This is a genomic window from Frankia gtarii (assembly GCF_025403375.1).
GTDB classification, from domain to species: Bacteria; Actinomycetota; Actinomycetes; order Frankiales; family Frankiaceae; genus Frankia; species Frankia gtarii.
Map to the genome: position 1 here is coordinate 43,830 of NZ_JAMPTM010000006.1, position 17,028 is coordinate 60,857.

15 protein-coding genes and 1 pseudogene are annotated in these 17,028 nt (G+C 64.9%); 10 read left to right on the plus strand and 6 right to left on the minus strand.

All coding sequences use genetic code 11. The features are described 5' to 3' along the window. Positions 1–76 precede the first annotated feature (76 nt). The 8 genes from NBZ83_RS02200 to NBZ83_RS02235 all read left to right on the plus strand — a co-directional run bounded on the left by NBZ83_RS02200 (position 77) and on the right by NBZ83_RS02235 (position 6,826). Positions 77–973, plus strand: coding sequence for an SDR family NAD(P)-dependent oxidoreductase (locus NBZ83_RS02200; RefSeq protein ID WP_261567225.1), 897 nt, complete (start codon positions 77–79; stop codon positions 971–973). Then, entirely contained in the window at positions 970–2,136 is a 1,167-nt protein-coding gene (locus NBZ83_RS02205) for a thiolase domain-containing protein (RefSeq protein ID WP_261567226.1), read from the plus strand. Before NBZ83_RS02200 ends, NBZ83_RS02205 begins: the two co-directional genes overlap by 4 nt. Beyond that, positions 2,133–2,561, plus strand: coding sequence for a Zn-ribbon domain-containing OB-fold protein (locus NBZ83_RS02210; RefSeq protein ID WP_261567227.1), 429 nt, complete (start codon positions 2,133–2,135; stop codon positions 2,559–2,561). Before NBZ83_RS02205 ends, NBZ83_RS02210 begins: the two co-directional genes overlap by 4 nt. A 1-nt stretch (position 2,562) precedes the next feature. Beyond that, positions 2,563–3,003 carry an FAS1-like dehydratase domain-containing protein gene (locus NBZ83_RS02215; RefSeq protein ID WP_261567228.1) on the plus strand — a complete coding sequence of 147 codons (441 nt, stop codon included), beginning with the start codon at positions 2,563–2,565 and terminating at the stop codon, positions 3,001–3,003. Beyond that, a complete protein-coding gene (locus tag NBZ83_RS02220; RefSeq protein ID WP_261567229.1) occupies positions 3,000–3,419 on the plus strand; it encodes a MaoC family dehydratase in 420 nt (139 codons plus the stop codon). Before NBZ83_RS02215 ends, NBZ83_RS02220 begins: the two co-directional genes overlap by 4 nt. A gap of 67 nt (positions 3,420–3,486) precedes the next feature. Then, entirely contained in the window at positions 3,487–4,746 is a 1,260-nt protein-coding gene (locus NBZ83_RS33210; protein WP_261567230.1) for an acetyl-CoA hydrolase/transferase family protein, read from the plus strand. Positions 4,747–4,750: 4 nt separating this feature from the next. Continuing rightward, a complete protein-coding gene (locus NBZ83_RS02230; RefSeq protein ID WP_261567231.1) occupies positions 4,751–5,248 on the plus strand; it encodes a MaoC family dehydratase in 498 nt (165 codons plus the stop codon). 12 nt (positions 5,249–5,260) lie between these two features. Then, the gene (locus NBZ83_RS02235; RefSeq protein ID WP_261567232.1) at positions 5,261–6,826 is read left to right on the plus strand and encodes an aldehyde dehydrogenase family protein; all 1,566 of its coding nucleotides are present in this window, start codon (positions 5,261–5,263) and stop codon (positions 6,824–6,826) included. 85 nt (positions 6,827–6,911) lie between these two features. Here the strand turns inward: NBZ83_RS02235 and NBZ83_RS02240 are convergent, their stop codons facing one another. The 3 genes and pseudogenes from NBZ83_RS02240 to NBZ83_RS02250 all read right to left on the minus strand — a co-directional run bounded on the left by NBZ83_RS02240 (position 6,912) and on the right by NBZ83_RS02250 (position 10,499). Then, the gene (locus tag NBZ83_RS02240) at positions 6,912–8,513 is read right to left on the minus strand and encodes a GMC family oxidoreductase (protein WP_261567233.1); all 1,602 of its coding nucleotides are present in this window, start codon (positions 8,511–8,513) and stop codon (positions 6,912–6,914) included. A gap of 250 nt (positions 8,514–8,763) precedes the next feature. Further along, a pseudogene (locus NBZ83_RS34210) lies at positions 8,764–8,990 on the minus strand (hypothetical protein); the annotation flags it as partial. A gap of 267 nt (positions 8,991–9,257) precedes the next feature. After that, positions 9,258–10,499: an IS256 family transposase gene (locus NBZ83_RS02250; RefSeq protein WP_261574224.1), complete on the minus strand. Its 1,242-nt coding sequence runs from the start codon at positions 10,497–10,499 to the stop codon at positions 9,258–9,260. Between the two features lie 572 nt (positions 10,500–11,071). Between NBZ83_RS02250 and ltrA the strand changes: the two genes are divergently transcribed. Beyond that, positions 11,072–12,349, plus strand: a complete 1,278-nt coding sequence (ltrA, locus tag NBZ83_RS02255; RefSeq protein WP_261574225.1) for a group II intron reverse transcriptase/maturase — start codon at positions 11,072–11,074, stop codon at positions 12,347–12,349. Here the strand turns inward: ltrA and NBZ83_RS02260 are convergent. Continuing rightward, positions 12,298–12,906 (minus strand): DDE-type integrase/transposase/recombinase, encoded by a 609-nt coding sequence (locus NBZ83_RS02260; protein ID WP_261574226.1) that lies wholly within the window; start codon positions 12,904–12,906, stop codon positions 12,298–12,300. The genes ltrA and NBZ83_RS02260 overlap by 52 nt on opposite strands. A gap of 191 nt (positions 12,907–13,097) precedes the next feature. After that, on the minus strand, positions 13,098–13,442 hold the full coding sequence (locus NBZ83_RS02265) for a hypothetical protein (protein ID WP_261574227.1): 345 nt from the start codon (positions 13,440–13,442) through the stop codon (positions 13,098–13,100). Positions 13,443–13,968: 526 nt separating this feature from the next. Between NBZ83_RS02265 and NBZ83_RS02270 the strand changes: the two genes are divergently transcribed. Beyond that, positions 13,969–15,945 (plus strand): ATP-binding protein, encoded by a 1,977-nt coding sequence (locus NBZ83_RS02270; RefSeq protein WP_261574228.1) that lies wholly within the window; start codon positions 13,969–13,971, stop codon positions 15,943–15,945. A 165-nt stretch (positions 15,946–16,110) separates the two neighbouring features. Here NBZ83_RS02270 and NBZ83_RS02275 read toward each other — a convergent pair whose 3' ends face one another. After that, the gene (locus NBZ83_RS02275) at positions 16,111–16,962 is read right to left on the minus strand and encodes a class I SAM-dependent methyltransferase (protein WP_261574229.1); all 852 of its coding nucleotides are present in this window, start codon (positions 16,960–16,962) and stop codon (positions 16,111–16,113) included. Between the last annotated feature and the right edge of the window lie 66 nt (positions 16,963–17,028).

Genomic DNA, 17,028 nt, shown 5'->3' on the forward strand with positions numbered 1-17,028 from the left:
AAAATGAGGAAGCTTGCCTTGCCGCTGCATCGACGCGGTGGCAAGCCGTTCCCGAATGGTCGTTGAGGGAGAACACATGGGATCGCTGGACGGTCGCGTGGCCATCGTCACCGGCGCGGGACGTGGCATCGGGGCATCGGTCGCGAAGCTCTTCGCGCTGGAAGGCGCGTCGGTCGTCGTCAATGACGTCGGCGCGTCGCTGAGCGGACTGGAGTCCGACGGCAGCCCGGGTGAGGAGCTCGTGCGCGAGATTCAGGCCTCGGGAGGCAGGGCGCTGGCCAACGGGGCCGACGTCAGCGATCACGAAGCCGTCCAGGAGATGGTGGCGTCCGCCGTCGACACCTTCGGCAAGCTCGACATCCTCGTCAACGTTGCCGGCATTCTGCGAGACCGGATGATCTTCAACATGACCGAGACCGAATGGGACGCGGTCATCCGGGTGCATCTCAAGGGCCACTTCAACACCATTCAGTCCGCGTCGGCGTACTGGCGGCAGCTCGGGGACCCGAACGCCCAGCACCGCGTCATCAACTACACCTCCCGCGCCGGTCTGCACGGTGCCCCCGGGCAGCCGAACTACTCCGCGGCCAAGATGGGGATCGTCGGTCTCACGTACTCCTGCGCCGTCGCGTTGAAGCGGTACGGCGTCACCACCAACGCGGTCTCACCGGCCGCAGCGACCCGGATGACGGACACCGCGCGCAAGTCGGGCGTGGACGGACTTGGCCAGGACGAGCTGTCGCCGGACAACATTGCGCCCCTCGCGGCCTGGCTCGCCTCCGAACAGTCCGGATGGTGCAACGGTCATGTTCTTCACGCCCGCGGGCTGGAGATCAACCTGTACAGCGACCCGAAGCCCATCGCCACCGTCCGAGCGCCAGGAAAGGCATGGAACCTGGGAACCCTCGGCAAGGAACTCGAGGCCACCTTCCGGCCGATCACCGACGCGGCCCCGGTGAACCCCTTCGTATGAGCATCCGAGGCAAGGCCTTCATCGCCGGGGCCTACGAGCATCCCGGGCGCGAGCTCCCCGACCATTCGATCCCGCGAATCCACGCCGAGGTCGCGCTGGGCGCACTCGCCGACGCCGGACTGACCCTCGCCGACGTCGACGCCTACTTCTGCGCCGCCGACGCCCCGGGCCTGGGCGGGCTCGCCATGGCCGACTATCTCGGCCTGCGCGTCCGGTACATGGACAGCTCCGACATGGGCGGATCGGTCTACCTCAGCCACGTCGGCCACGCGGCGGCGGCCATCGCCGCCGGCAAGTGCAACGTCGCCCTCATCACGCTCGGGGGGCGTCCCCGTACGACGTCACTGCGAGCGCCCGGCCAGCTCATGGGCGCGCCCCCGGAAGCCGGATTCGAGCCGGTCTTCGGCCTGAACGTGAGCGCGGTGTACGCACTGGCGGCGGCCCGGCACGTGTATCGGTACGGCACGACCAGTGAGCAGCTCGCGGAGATCAAGGTGGCGGCATCGCTGCACGCCCAGCACAACGAAAACGCCCTGCTCCGTAAGCCCGTCACCGTCGAGCAGGTCGTCTCCTCGCCCATGGTCAGCAGCCCGCTGCACCGACTCGACTGCTGCGTCGTCACCGACGGCGGCGGGGCGCTGGTCCTGGTCAACGAGGACATCGCCCGCGGCCTCGACCGGCGGTGCGTGAAGGTCCTCGGGCACGGCGAGGCGATCGAGCACAGCCACGGCGGCTGGCAGGACATCACCGTCACCGGCGCCGTGCGGTCGGGACGGGACGCCTTCGAGGAGGCCCGCGTCACTCCCGCCGACGTCGACTACGTCGGTCTGTACGACTCCTTCACCATCACCGCGCTGCTGGCCATCGAGGATCTCGGCTTCTGCGCGAAGGGCGAGGGCGGACGCTTCGTCCTGGACGGCGCGCTGCACGCGCCACACGGCGTGCTGCCGTTCAACACCGACGGCGGCTCGCTGTGCAACAACCATCCCGCCAACCGTGGCGGGATGACCAAGATTATCGAGGCGGTCCGCCAGGTGCGTGGCGAGGCGCATCCCGCGGTGCAGGTACCCGGGTGCGAGATCGCCCTCGCACACGGGACCGGCGGCTGGTTGACGACCCGCATGGGCAACGCGACGGTCATCCTCGGGAGGGAGGACGCGTGACGCTCCCCGCGCCGGTTCCGGACATCACGCCGGAGACCGAGACCTTCTGGAAGGCGACCGCAACGGGACGCCTGCTGATTCAGCGCTGTGCCGAGTGCGATCGGTGCGTGTGGTACCCGCGGTTTCTCTGCCCGGCCTGTCACAGCACCGACCTGCTGTGGACGGCGGCATCCGGGCGCGGCACGGTGCACAGCACGACGGTGACCAGCCGCGGGATCCTCGACTACAAGGACGCGGGGAGCTACGTACTCGCGCTCGTCGAACTCGACGAGGGTCCCAAGATGCTCACGAACGTCGTGGAGTGCGACCCGGCCGAGGTGTTCATCGGGCAGTGCGTCGAGGTCGTCTTCCACGACACCGGCGCGGGCGTGGCGCTTCCCCGTTTCCGCCCGGTCACCGAGGCCGCCGCCATCCCTGGGGCCTGACATGGCACCGTCCCGCTTCGTCGTCGAGCAGGGTCACCTGCTCGCCTTCGGTCGTGCCATCGGGGCCCCGCCACCCGGCCTCGCCGGCCTCGCCGCGCTCGACCCTCCTGCGCCGGTGCCCCCGACCTTCGTCGCGGCGTCCGCGCTGCACGATTCGGAGCACCTGCGTAACCTTCGGCCGACCGGGCCGCTCGCGGCATTACCGGACGGCGGTTCCCTCCTGCACGCGGAGCAGCACTTCGAATACCACGCGCCGATCCGCGTGGGCGACGTTCTCGAGGTCGAGCGAACCGACGGCCGTCGGTGGGAGAAGAAAAGTCGCCACGGCGGCCGCCTGCGGTTCCGTGAAGTCATCACCGATTACCGGTTCCCGAACGGTGCGCTGAGCGTGCGGTCCCGGATGATCCTGGTGGAGACGCCACCCGCGGAGGGGATGCCATGATCCTCCCCCGGATCGGGGACCAGCGCCGGGCGGTGGTCTGTCCCGAAGTGACCCGCACGCAGATCGTGCAGTTCGCCGGCGCGACGGGCGACCTCAGCCCGCTGCACGTGGACGAGCCGGCCGCCATGGAACTCGGTTACCCGTCAGTCATGGCCCACGGCATGCTCACGATGGCGGTGACGGGCTCGCTTCTCACCGAGTGGTGGGGCGACGACCGCCTCACCGCCTTCGGCGCCCGGTTTCTGGCCTCCGTGTGGCCCGGTGACGAACTCACGGCCGTGGCTGTCGTGACGGCGGTGCGGGAGGCCCGGCCGGGATCATGCGTCGATCTTCAGCTGACGACGACGAACCAGTCCGGCGTGGTGGTGCTGACCGGTACGGCGACCGTCCGCATGCTCGAGCCGGTGGGGGAATGACTGTGTGCGGAACCGACCAGACCGCCTTCGACGCGACGTTCGCCGCGGGTGCCGTGGAGGCGCATCGGTGACTATTTATCGTAAAGCGCAGGACGCGCTGTCGCTCATTCCGGACGGTTCATGGATTGTCGCCGGGCCCGGCTGTGGCGCGCCCCGGACGTTACTCGCGGAACTCGGCGCGGCCGCGACGGGACGGGGATGGACACTCGGCAGCGGCCTGCTCCTCGGGGACCTTCCGTTCCTCGACGCGGTGCGTTTCGGCGAGCTGTGCTACCGGACGTGGCACGTCTCGGCCGCCGCCCGCGGCCCAGTGGCGGAGGGCACCGTCGGCTATGTTCCGATGCGCTCCTCGCGGCTGCACGCGATGCTCGTCGCCCGTCCACTCGGCGCCGCACTGGTCCGGGTCACCCCGCCGGACGGATCGGGGCGGGTGTCGTTGGGCCCGTCGGTGAGCTACGGTCTCAGCGCGCTGGAACTGGCTGCGGTGCGCATCGGCGAGGTCGACCCGGATCTCCCGCGGACCTGCGGCGAGACCGAGGTGGACGAGTCCGTCTTCGACGCTCTGGTGGAGGCGGACACCCCGGCCGCGTACCACCGGTCGCAGCCGCCCGACGAGACCAGCCGGCGCATCGCCGAGGTGGTGCTGGACCTGCTGCCGCCCGGTCCGGTGCTGCAGATCGGTATCGGTGCCATCCCGGAATCGCTCGTCGGCGTCCTGGCCGAGGCTGACTTCGGACCGCTGCGTTTCGCCGGCATGGGCACCGACCAGATGGTCGATCTCTTGGAACGCGCGGCGCCGCGCGGCGCGGCGAGCGGGCCCGGGATCGGGCCCGAGCCGGCGATCCTCTCACCCGAACTCATGGGTTCTGAGCGTCTCATGCGGTTCGCCGATCGCAATCCGAGTGTCGTCCTGCGCCCGTCGACGTACGCACACGACCCGGCGCGCCTCGGCGCCATGGACCGCTTCGTGAGCGTCAACTCGGCGCTCGAAGTCGACCTGCTCGGCAACGTCAACAGCGAGATGCTCCGGAGCCAGCAGGTGTCCGGCGTCGGCGGCAGTCTCGACTTCGTCGAAGCGGCGGGCCGGTCCAACGGCGGGCTGCGGATCATCGCGCTGCCCTCGGCCACCTCCGGCGCGCGCCACTCGAAGATCGTCGCTCGGGTCGAGGCGGTGACCCTGCCACGGATGTGCGTCGACGTCGTCGTCACCGAACACGGTGTCGCCCGACTCGACGGCCTCAGCACCGTCGAGCGTGCCGAGGCCCTCATCGCGATAGCACACCCTGACCACCGCGACGCGCTGGCTGACAACGGCGGGAAGGAATAGCGCCATGACCGTGCACCAGCGGCGGGGGCGTTGGTTCGAGGAGCTCGTGGTCGGCGACGTCTACCGCCACCGCCCGGGCAGGACCGTCACCGAGGCCGACAACGTCCTGTTCACGACCCTGACCGGCAATACCCAGAGCCTGCACCTCGACGCGGCATTTGCCTCGACGACGGAGTTCGGACAGCGCCTGGTAAACAGCCTGTTCACCATGTCGACCGTCGTCGGCCTCTCGGTCGCGGATCTCACCGAGGGCACGACGGTGGCCAATCTGGGCTTCACTTCCATCAGCTTTCCGGCTCCGGTCTTCGTCGGCGACACCCTCTACGCGGAAACCGAGGTCATCGGCACCCGGGAGTCCGCGTCTCGGCCAGGACAGGGCGTCGTGACCTTCGAGCACCGAGGTCTCAATCAGCGCGGTGCGCTGGTCTGCGCGGCGGCACGGGCCGCGCTCGTGCTGGGCCGGGCAGCCGGGGAGGCTGCCGCGGCCGTGCCCACCAGGTAGGGAGAACTCGTCATGACCATTGACATCAACCCCGGCGCGACGGGCATCGACGTCGTGGAGCCGAGAATGCGCGAGGTCCGCTGCCCCGCGGACGGCCGTCTGGTGGGCAGCGTGCCCGACATGGGTCCGGCGCAGGTCGCGGCGGCCGCGGCCCGGCTGCGTGCCGCGCAGCCGGCCTGGGAAGATCTCGGCCCCGACGGCAGGTCACGCCACATGCTGCGTTTTCTCGACTGGCTCCTCGACAATGAAAAACGTCTGGTCGGGATCATGCAGGAGGAAACCGGAAAGTCCTGGGGCGATGCGGGCCTCGAGATCGGCATGGCCGTGGATCTGATCAACTACTACGGCAAGCACACGAAGGACTTCCTCGCGGACCGGAAGGTGAGGTCGTGGGGCGCCTCGGGCCTCACCAAGCGTCTGCGCGTGTTAGCGCGGCCCTACCAGCTCGTCGGCATGCTCACCCCGTGGAACGGCCCGCTCGGCGGTCCCATGCTCGACGGAGTGCCCGCCCTCATGGCCGGCGCGGCGGTCATGTTCAAGCCGTCCGAGTTCACGCCGATGACCTGGGCCGAGGCAACTCGCGGGTGGCTTGAGGACATCGGCGCGCCACCTGTCCTGGCCACCATGACGGGCGGGCCGGAGACCGGCGCCGCGGTCGTCGAGGAAGTGGACATGATCATGTTCACCGGTTCCACCCGGACCGGTCGGAAGATCGCGGCGCGGGCGGCGGAGCGCCTCGTGCCGTGCAGTCTCGAGCTCGGCGGCAAGGACGCAATGGTTGTGCTGTCCGACGCGGATCTGGAGCGCTCGGCCCGCGCGGCGGTGTGGGGATCGATGTGGAACTCCGGCCAGATCTGTATCTCCGTCGAACGATGCTACGTCGAGGCGCCCATCTACGACGAGTTCGTCGCGAAGGTCGTCGACATAGCCGGCAGCCTGCGCCAGGGCATGGATCCCGACGGCAGTTACAGCTCCGACATCGGCGCGATGGCCAACGCCAACCAACTCCAGACGGTCGAACGTCATGTCGACGAGGCGGTCCGCCAGGGCGCCAGGGTTCTTACCGGCGGCAGGCGGCGCGAAGAGGGCCTTTTCTTCGAGCCGACCGTTCTGCTCGACGTCGACCACTCGATGACGTGCATGCGGGAGGAGACCTTCGGTCCGACGCTTCCCATCATGAAGGTGGCGGATGAGGAAGAAGCGATCCGACTGACGAACGATTCGCCCTACGGCCTCTCCGCGAGTGTGTGGACCCGGGACCGGAAGCGGGCGGACCGGGTGGCACGGCGCATCGAGGCCGGTGCCGTCAACATCAACAATGTTATGATCAGCACCTTTCAGCTCCCCCTCCCGATGAGCGGCTGGAAGACCTCGGGCCTGGGTAGCCGTTCCGGGGGCGCGAACGGAGTACTGAAGTACTGCCGGCAGCAGTCCATCGTTTCCGAGCGGATCAGGCTCAGGACAGAGCTGCACTGGTACCCCTACACGCCGAAGGGCAGTCGGCTGCAGTCGCGGCTGCTCCGTCTGACCGGCGCCCGGGACTGGCGGCGGCGACTCGGCCGTGAGCCGAAGCACTGAGCGCGTCGATCAGCGCATCGATCCTCCTGGCAGTACCGGTGGCGGCAGCGGAACAGGCGGCATGAACGCGAGAACTTCGACGCGGTCAGGACCGGCCCAGGACCAGTTCCGCGCCGCGTTCGCCGATCATCATGGAGGGCGCGTTGGTGTTTCCGGTCGTCACGTTCGGCATGATCGACGCGTCCACGACCCGTAGGTTGGCGATGCCACGCACACGCAGTTCCGGGTCGAGGACCGCGGCGTCGTCCACGCCCATCTTGCAGCTTCCGACGGGGTGGTAGGACGGCACCGCGTAGTCGCGGACGTAGTTGATCCAGTCGGCCTCGGTCGCGCAGTCGGCCTCCGGCTGGAACTGTCCCCTGGTGATCTCGGCCATGGCCGGCTGGGCCATGATCTCGTGCACCATCTTGGCGCCGCGCACAGTGTCGCGCAGGTCGTCGGGATGGCCGAGGAGCTGCATCTCGATTCGGGGCCCGAGGGTCGGGTCCGAACCATGCAGGCTGATGCGCCCGCGGTTGCGCGTGTGCGTGAAGGTTGAGGACGCGGTGAAGCCCAGCTCCCTGGCCGGCTGGACGTCGAACATTCCGCGGTCGTCCACGTTGCGGGTGATCGCGAAGGGCGTGAACTGTAGCTGGATGTCCGGCGAGGCGAGGCTCGCGTCGGACCTTGCCATGACCTGGACCTGAACGATCGTCATGGCCAGGATGCCGCCGCCGTGCAGCGCGAAGTCCGTGACCGCCTTCGTGCCGTCGCTGAGCCTCGGCTTGTTGATGGTGTGCATCGTCGTGCGGTATCGCTGCATCAGGTAGGCGTGCTCGTGCAGGTTCTCCCCGACGCCGGGTAGGTCGAGTACCACGGGAATGTTGTGGTCCTCCAGATGCGCGCGAGGGCCGATGCCCGACTGCAGGAGCAGTTTGGGGGATGCCAGGGTTCCGGCGCTCAGGATGACCTCTTGGCGGGCCCGAGCCTGGCGCAACTCTCCTCGGTGGCGGTACTCCACGCCGACGGCTGCCGTGCCTTCGAGCAGGACCCTGTGGGCGAAGGCGTTGGTCCGCACGGTGAGGAGCTTCTTCGAGGCGACCCGTTTGATGTACTCGCGCGACGACTGCGAGCGGGTGCCCCGGCGATGGTTGACCTGGGCGAGCGCGATGCCCTCCTGCTGCTCGCCGTTGTAGTCCGCGGTCTCGGTGTAGCCGGCCTGCCTGGCCGCCTTGATGTAGGTCTGGTTGGCCTCGCCCCGGTTCTCCTGGACGCACACGGACACGGGCCCGCTGCCCCCGCGGAACGTGTTCTCGCCGCCCTCCCAGGTCTCGATCTTCTTGAATGCGGGGAGGACGGAATCGTAATCCCAGCCCTTGCACCCGAGCTGGGCCCAGCCGTCGTAGTCGGCGCGGTTGCCGCGAATGTAGACGCAGGAGTTGATCGATCCCCCGCCGCCCATCACCCTGCCCGCCATCCAGGCCTCGGGGCGGTTGCGGCGTGAGGGGTCGGGTTCGGCGGGGTACTTCCAGTTGGCCTTCTTGTAGGCCACCGCGACTCCGGCCGGGATGAGGATCTCGAGACGTCTGTCGCTGCCACCCGCTTCGAGGAGGAGAACCTTGGCATTGGCCTCGGCCAGCCGACTGGCGATCACGGAGCCGGACGAGCCACCGCCCACCACCACGTAATCGAAGACCTCATCCGTCATGTCAACTCCAGGCGACGAGGCGCTCGGCGCCCCGGGATTTGTGGCTTACAGATTGCCTAACGTGGCCCAGAATCTACGTCAAGTTTGAAACCGCGGTCAAGGTCTCACGTGTGCGGAGCCTGTTCTTCGCGATGAGCTTATGGTTCGTTACCTTGCGTCCCCGCGCTCTGGCGCGTGACCCGAGCCGCGTCCAACGCTGCGGTCAGCACCGCCCATGCACACGGCTTGGCAGTGCCACGTCCTCCTACTGTAACTGGCGGGTGGCGATGAGCAGAGCGACAACGGAAAGATCAACAGCGGGGGCGACCAGGGGGCGATGTAGGCGGGAACGCCAAGCCGGATGCCCAGCGCCCACACATTGCCGAGCCCGAACAGAAAGCTCAGCGCGACGACGCTGGCGATCAGCGTGGTGACCGCGCCAAGCGCGAACGGCCGCGCCTCCTGGCTCGCAGGTGGAGTGGTAGACGCGCCGTTCACTGGTCAATTCCCGCGTGGCCTGCGAGAATGAGTTCACCGGACAGGGTGACCGGTGGTGGGGTAATGGTTCGAGCCCCCCCTCGGACACTCTCTGTAGTCATTAGATTGCATTGTGTTATCCGGTTTAGATGATGTTGCCGGGCGCTGTTGCGTTACGGGGATGCTGGGCATGCCAGCGGCCAGGGCGACTGCCGGTCAGGCGGCGGCGGTGGGTCACGTCCAGCGGCGTGGTGTACGGAGGGTGACTCCGCGTGATCCTGGGTTAGATTATGCTGTCAGTGCTTCGGGTGTCACGCCGATCTCGGGTGTGTCGAACGACTGGTTCGCCGCGTCGACTTTCGCGAGGATTTCCAGGCCGAAATAGCGGTGGGTTTCGATCCACTCGTCGTGTTGCTCGGCGAGTACTGCGCCGACGAGACGTATGATGGCACCGCGGTCGGGGAAGATACCCACGACGTCAGTCCGCCGGCGGATCTCCTTGTTCAGCCTTTCCTGCGGGTTCGACGACCAGATCTGCCGCCAGACCTCCCGCGGATACGCGGTGAACCCGAGCAGATCCGCTTTCGCGTCGGACAGGTGTTCCCCGGCGCGGGGCAGTTTCTCGGCCAGGGCGTCGACGACCCGGTCGAACTGCACGGCCACCTCCGTCGCGTCCGCCTGCTCGAAGATAGTCCGCACCAATGTTGCCACCCACGGCTGCGACGACTTCGGTGTGAACGTCAACAAATCCCGCAGATAATGGGTTCGACACCGCTGCCACGACGCGCCCGGCAGCGTCGACCCGATCGCCGCCACCAGGCCCCGGTGGGCATCCGAGGTCACCAAGCGGACCCCGGACAGGCCACGGGCGACCAGGCCGCGGAAGAACGCCAGCCAGCCGGCCCCGTCCTCGGACGACACGACGTCAAGGCCGAGGATCTCCCGGTGACCGTCGCCGTTCACGCCCACGGCGAGCAGGCAGTGGACGTTGACAACCCGGCCGTCCTCACGGACCTTCATCGTCAGCGCATCGGCCTGCACGAACCGGTACGGGCCGGCGTCCAGCGGCCTCGAGCGGAACGCCTCGACCTGGCCGTCAAGATGCTTCGCCAACTCCGACACCTGCGATTTCGAGATGTGCGCGACCCCGAGCTGCTCCACGAGCTTGTCGACCCGCCGGGTGGAAACACCAAGAAGATACGAGGTGGCCACCACCGAGATCAACGCCTGTTCCGCCCGCCGGCGCCGCGTCAACAACCATTCCGGGAAATACGACCCGGACCGCAGCTTCGGAATCGCCAGATCGATCGTTCCCGCCCGGGTGTCCCACTCCCGCATCCGGTAGCCATTCCGACGATTCGTCCGATCCGGTGATATCTCCCCGTACTCCGCGCCACAGACCCCGTCCGCCTCGGCGCTCATCAACGCCTCCGCGAACGCCTTCACCATCGAGCCCAACAGATCCGGACTCGCCCCCACCAGCTCCTTGCCGAACCCCTCAGCATCGGTCACAGTCGGACGCACGGCCATCGCGTTTCTCCTCATCGGGTTCTTGGTCGTTCTCGAATGAGGATCACGCGGTGGTCGCTTCACGTCACGGATCGCCACTCCGGCGAGTCGTCAGACGATCACAATCCGTACACCACGTCCGTGGACTCCACTAGCCATGGTGGTGAACGTCCGTGGAAAAGCCGCCGTCAGAGGCGGCAGGTATGAGCCAAGAAGGCGAACGAGAGTGAACCATCGACGACGTGTCGTTATTCCAGGTGACATCAGAACCGGGGTCTTAATCCTATCCTGGGATAAGTCAGAGAGAAACCTGTCTACTGCTCTGGCGGTGTCCGGCATGAAGATGGCGCGAGCTTGGCTTGGGCTCCGTAACGGAACAGGAGAACTCCTCGGCACGACATCGGCCCCGCATATTGGAGCAAGGGCCGACCGGGAGAGCGGCAAGCGGCCAATCCGCGAGTCGCGGAGTACCGGGTGCGAGCCAGGAGGGCGGAACGTCCCGTAGTAGTGACGAAGTGCCTGTAATGGGTGCGGAGCGAAGGGGACGTGCCGTCGAGTGTCGTCCAGCGATCAACCAGAAATGGGAGGAATTGATGGGCGAGACAAAACCAGCAGGCAAGTCGTTCGGCATCCCGAAGACGCTGATATGGGAAGCATACCTGAAGGTCAGCGGCAACAAAGGTGCGGCCGGGATCGACGGGCAAACTCTGGCAGATTTCGAACAGGATCTTCGGAACAACCTGTTCAAACTCTGGAACAGAATGTCGTCGGGAAGCTACTTCCCGGAGCCGGTGAAAGCCGTCTCCATCCCGAAGCCAGATGGTGGCACCCGGATCCTCGGAGTGCCCACCATCGCCGACCGAATAGCGCAGACAACCGTGGCCATGATCCTGGAACCGGAAGTGGACCCAGTGTTCCACCCCGATTCCTACGGTTATCGACCGGGGAAGTCCGCGCTGGACGCGGTGGAGGTGTGCAAGCAGCGGTGCTGGCGACGTCCCTGGGTTGTCGATCTGGACATCCAAGGATTCTTCGACAACGTTCCGCACGCACAGATCGTCGCCGCGGTGGAGAAACACACGAACCTGTCCTGGGTTGTCCTGTACGTGAAACGGTGGCTTGTAGCGCCGGTTCAGCACCCTGACGGCAGCCGTGTCACTCCGGCTAAGGGAACTCCACAGGGGTCGGCGATCTCACCGCTGTTGTCGAATCTCTTCCTGCACTACGCGGTGGACGCCTGGCTCGCCAGGAACTTCCCGGTGGTGCGGTTCGAGAGGTACTGCGACGACATCATCCTGCACTGCTACAGTCAACGGCAGGCGAGTTACCTTCGCAGTGTCGTTGAGAAGCGGCTGCTGGAGTTCGGGTTACGCTGTAACCCGGATAAGACCCGGATCGTCTATTGTAAGCAGGACGGGCGCGACGAAGAATACCCGGTAACGAGCTTCACGTTCCTGGGCTTCGATTTTCGCCGCGCGCCCATCCGGCGACGTGACGGTGTGCTGATGTGCGGGTTCGTCCCGCTGGTCGGCAAGTCGGCACTGAAGTCGATGGCGCGGGTCATCCGGCAATGGAAGCTGGGTCGGTGGACCAGTGCGAGCCTTCGGGACCTCGCCGCGATGGTTAATCCCATTGTGGCAGGTTGGATCGGCTACTACGGGCGTTTCTACAAGTCCAGGCTGATGAGCTTCCTGAGACAGCGTATAAACCCCTTCCTGGTGAAGTGGGAAATGCGGAAGTACAAGCGACTGCGTCGAGCGAAAGGACGGGCTCGTCGGAAGCTGGCCGAGATAGCGTCAGTGTCCCCGGCGATGTTTGCTCACTGGAAGCACGGCGCGATGCCTGCTGGTTCGACGGTGGGAGCCCGGTGACGGGAGACTGTCACGCCGGGTTCTGAGAGCAGCGGCGGGTGAGATTCCCGCCGCTGACTCACCTCGTTCGATGTCCGTGGCCGTGAATGGGACCGGTGGACACCGAGGTTGACGAGGAGTTCCGACACCGGTTTCGAGACCATCGCCCCGCCACGGTCCGCGTGGATCGCGGTGGGGACAGACCCGTTCCGGCGGATCGCGTCCGCGATGAAATCCTTCGCGACCACCGCGCCCTCGGCGGCGGCGACGAGCCAGCCGGTCACATACCTCGAGTAGATATCGAGGATGACGTAAAGCTTGTACCAGACTCCTTTCTCGGGTCCTTTCAGCGCGGTGATGTCCCACGACCAGATCTGCGACGGTTCGGTCGCGGACAGCTCGGGGCGGACCCGCGGCGGGTGCGTCGCCTGAGCACGGCGTTCCCGGGTCTGCCCCGCCGCCCGGGCGATCCGGTACATCGTCGACAGGGAACACCAGTAGCGGCCGGCGTCCAGTTCCCGGGCCCAGACCTGCGGGATCGCAAGATCCTGGTAGACCGGGCTCGCCAGGAGCGCCAAGACCTGCGCACGCTCGGCGTCGGTCAACGTCGCCGGCGGAGGCGTCCGTGCCGGCCACGGCCCATACACAGGCCCACGCGGAGCGGCATGCCGATAATGCGTCGCCCGGGACCGGCCGACATGAACACACGCCCGCTTCACCGGAACACCCGCCCCGCGAAGCTCATCAAACGCCCCGTTCAACACCCGGTCTACTGCTGGTCGAAGTCCGCTCTCTCGGAGACTTGCTGCAAGAGAGCGCGCGCTTTTCCCATAATATCCAGCGCGGTCTCGGTCGTCGCGAGCCGTGCTTTCAACCGTTCGTTCTCGCGGCGCAGCTTCTCCAACTCGACCTGCTCCGCGGACTTCCCGGGCTTCCTCTCCGGAGCACGGACCGCGGCACCTGCTCCTCCCAAGGCTCCCGCGTCACGAGCTCGGGTCCACTCCACCACATGCGAGGAGAACAATCCCTCCCGCCGCAGGACCGCGCCTTTCTCGCCGTGCGGGGCGTTCTCATATTCGGTGACGATCCGCAGCTTGTACGCCGTGCTGAACACCCGCCGCGACGGACGCGGCGCCGGATCACGCGACGGCGGTCGGGATCCGTCCGGACGCTCCTGCGACTCAGACTCCATGAACAACAGGATCTCCGATCAAGCCCTCCGTAGCCAGCCCACACCCGGGAGGGTGTCTCACTCAAGCCTGACAGAGAGGGCTCGGCGCGCACCGTCCACGAACGTCCACCGACGTCCATCGGTGCAGGTCGTGGGTACTGTGATGTCCACTGGCGTCTAGAGACATCCAGCCCCGTTGCAGTGCAACTGCAGTACGCTGCCCCAGCCTGCGACGGTTACAGAGCGTCGTCCCATCGACGAGCCGGCGTAGCGCCATTGTTTTGTCGGAAAGCAAGTAATCGGTGTTCCTGCCAGCACCTCGCGGGGCCGTACGTAGCGACTGCTGGTACACCTCGATGGAAGCGGCTCGTCGATGCGTGGATCATGCTAGCGTGGGCCCGATGGGCGAGCTATGTAGCATAGCTAGCTCAAATCGAGGATCTGTGGCGGATGGCGCGGGGGTGCTGTAGTGGAAGTATTTTTGGAAGTTGGGGAGTCAAAGATTCTCCAATTCTCTAGGAAAAAGCCAATCTCCGCCATATGTGAGCTGATTTGGAATTCTTTCGACGCCAACGCCGATAGGGTTGATGTCGATTTCATTCGGAACACTCTGGGTGCGATTGAAAAGATTGTCGTCAGGGACAATGGTGAGGGTATAAGTCCGCAAGTTGCCCAAGAATCTTTCAAGCGTTACGGCGATACCTGGAAAGCGGCTCGTAGTCACACGACCGGAAATCAAAGAATTCTGCATGGGCGACATGGTGAAGGTCGTCTGTACGGTTTCTCCCTGGGTAACAGACTTGTTTGGGAATCTGTTGCCAAAGTTGATGGAAAGTGCGTCCGGACGAGGATATCGGCCGATCTTAGTAGGCCGACCGTGTGGACCATTCCAGATTCTCAAGTGTGCGTGGAAGACACAGGAACATCGGTCATAATAGATGTCCCTCAGGGCAAGAGGTTGGGTTCGCTAGAGGGTGCGAATGCAAGAACTAGAATCACTTCTTTGCTGGCATTCTATCTGCGCGCCTACCCCAACATTTCAATTTTCTACGAAGGGACTCGCCTAGACCCGGAATCGCTAATCGCGGAAGTCGTAGATCTATCTTTTGAGGTGCCAGATGAATATGTATCCGATCCCGTCGCTCCCACGGTTTCCATCGTAGAGTGGAAAGAGCGAATTCCGGCCCAAAAGATGTTGATATGCGACGACTCGGGAATTGCTCTTTCGGAATACGGTCAAGAGTGGAGCGATGCAATTGTCTATTTCACTCCATACCTGCGTTCGGGCCGATTTAAAGGGCTGTCATCCGAAGATCTTCACATGCTCCACATGGAGCATTCCGGTCTCCTGCATGCAGCCGAGAAGGCGATTCGTGCGCATGTCCGAAAGCGACAGCAGGAGATTTCGGGTCAGATTGTTCGTGAGTTGCGCGATGAAGGTATTTATCCCTACGACGAAACCGATCTAGCTCCAACACGTCTTGTTGAGCGGCAGACATTCGATCTGGTCGTGACTGTGGCCCGAACAGCACTACCGCCTAAGGGCACTCCTCGGAAGCTTTCAGTACGACTAATTCAATCGGTTCTCGAAAATGAGCCTAATGGTCTTCGGAAAATCCTCGATCAAGTCTTGAATATAACCGATGAGGAGCGAGATCATCTCACGAAGTTGCTAGCGCAGACAGAGCTATCGAGCGTCATCGCCGCAGCAACTACTGTAACAAACAGGCTAAATTTTGTTGGTGGTTTAAGGAAAATTCTTGCGGACCGAGAGCTTCGTAGGGAGCTTCGTGAGGTTGACCAGCTTCACCCAATGATTTCGCAGAATCTTTGGCTATTCGGTGAAGAGTGGGACCTTGCCAGGTCTGAAGTCGGCCTAACTTCCGTTCTGGAGTCTCACCTGGACATGCTGGGTGAAGACACGGTACTTGAAGGGCGGCTCGATAAGATAGTTCAAGAGGATGGGCGAGCGGGACGTGTCGACATTCTCCTTTATCGTGGTATCGGTGGTGAGAGCTATAGCGAAAGGCTCATTGTAGAGCTAAAGCGGCCGTCTGTAAGGGTAGGAAGAAAGCAGCTCCAACAGATCCGAGACTACGCGGCTGCTATTGTTGACGATCCGCAATTTCGGGGAGTCGACGTTAAATGGAAATTTTTTCTCGTTACCTATGAAACGCATCCCGAAATAAGAAGGCAGATACGGCAGGAAGGTTGGCTTCCTGGCATGGCCGATAATCAGCCAGAGTATGAAATCTGGGTCAAGACCTGGGGCGAGCTTTTTCATGCTGCGGACAAGAGATTGTCGTTCTTCCGTGATCAACTTTCTTATGAGGCGACCGACGAGCGTGTTACCCAGTACCTTAGAGAGGCTTACTCTAAGTTCATCCCCGAAAATATGCGGGGCGACTATCCACAAGCTCCCGAGCAACATTTGAGGAGCGCGTAGGGTGGATGATGTAGCGCGGACCGCGACGGGCCCGGCGAGCACGGCCGTTCACGGCCGCGCGCAGGCGGTCGCGTCGCGCGGGCTGTGCCGCCTCTTGATCCTAAAATGAACAATTCGGCAGTCGCTGGCCCTTGGTGTCGAGTCTCGATCAGCTGGGAGGGTCCGTCAGTCTCGGCGGGCCTGAACGAGCCAGACCGCCGAGTCGTAGAGGACTCCTCGTTCGGTGTGGTGCTCGGCCAGGTTGGTGCGTAGGCCGTCGAGGGCGCGAGCTTTGGTGGCAGGATCGAGGTCGCGTACCAGGCCGGCATGGTGGGCGGAGACGAACTGGAAGGCGTCGTCGGGGTCGGGACCGAAGTACATGGGCTCGACGAGACCCTCCACCTCAATGTCGGAAAACCCGGCTGCGTCCAGCAGCGACCGGATCCGGTCAGGGTCGCTGAGCGCGAACGGGCTCGGCGCGTCCGACGGTGGAACAGGCATCTGACCGCCTGCGGACAGGCAGGTGAAGAAAGCCTTGAGCCACTCGTTGCGTTCGAACGGCTGCCAGGTCAGCAGGACTATGCGCCCCCCGGGGCGGAGCGCACGAGCGAGGTTGGTGAAGGCAACGAGCGGATCGCCGAAGAACATCACCCCGTGCCGGCTGACGGCGAGGTCGAAGGTTCCGGCGGGAAAAGGGCAGACCTGCGCGTCGGCCTGCTTGAACGTCGCGTTCGTGATGTGCTCGCGTTCCTGCCGCTGCCGGGCCAGTTCGAGCATCTCCGAGGAGAGATCCACACCCAGGACTGATCCGCCAGCGGCGCGACGGGCTGCGTCCAGGGTGGTCCGTCCGCTGCCACACCCGATATCGAGCACCGTCGCTGTCTCAGCGATCTGCGCCGCAGCCAAAAATCGATCATGGTAGGCGGCAATCCCCTCGTCAAAGCGATCGGCGTTGGCGACCCAGAAAGTGCCTCCAGCGCCGTCCCAGCTGGAGAGCTGGGCGGCGTTCGACGCATCGACGGCGAGTTCGGTGACCATGGGGACCACTCTGTCAGAGCCATGGGCGGACCCATGCTGGAGGACGGGGCGCGACCCAGATTCAGA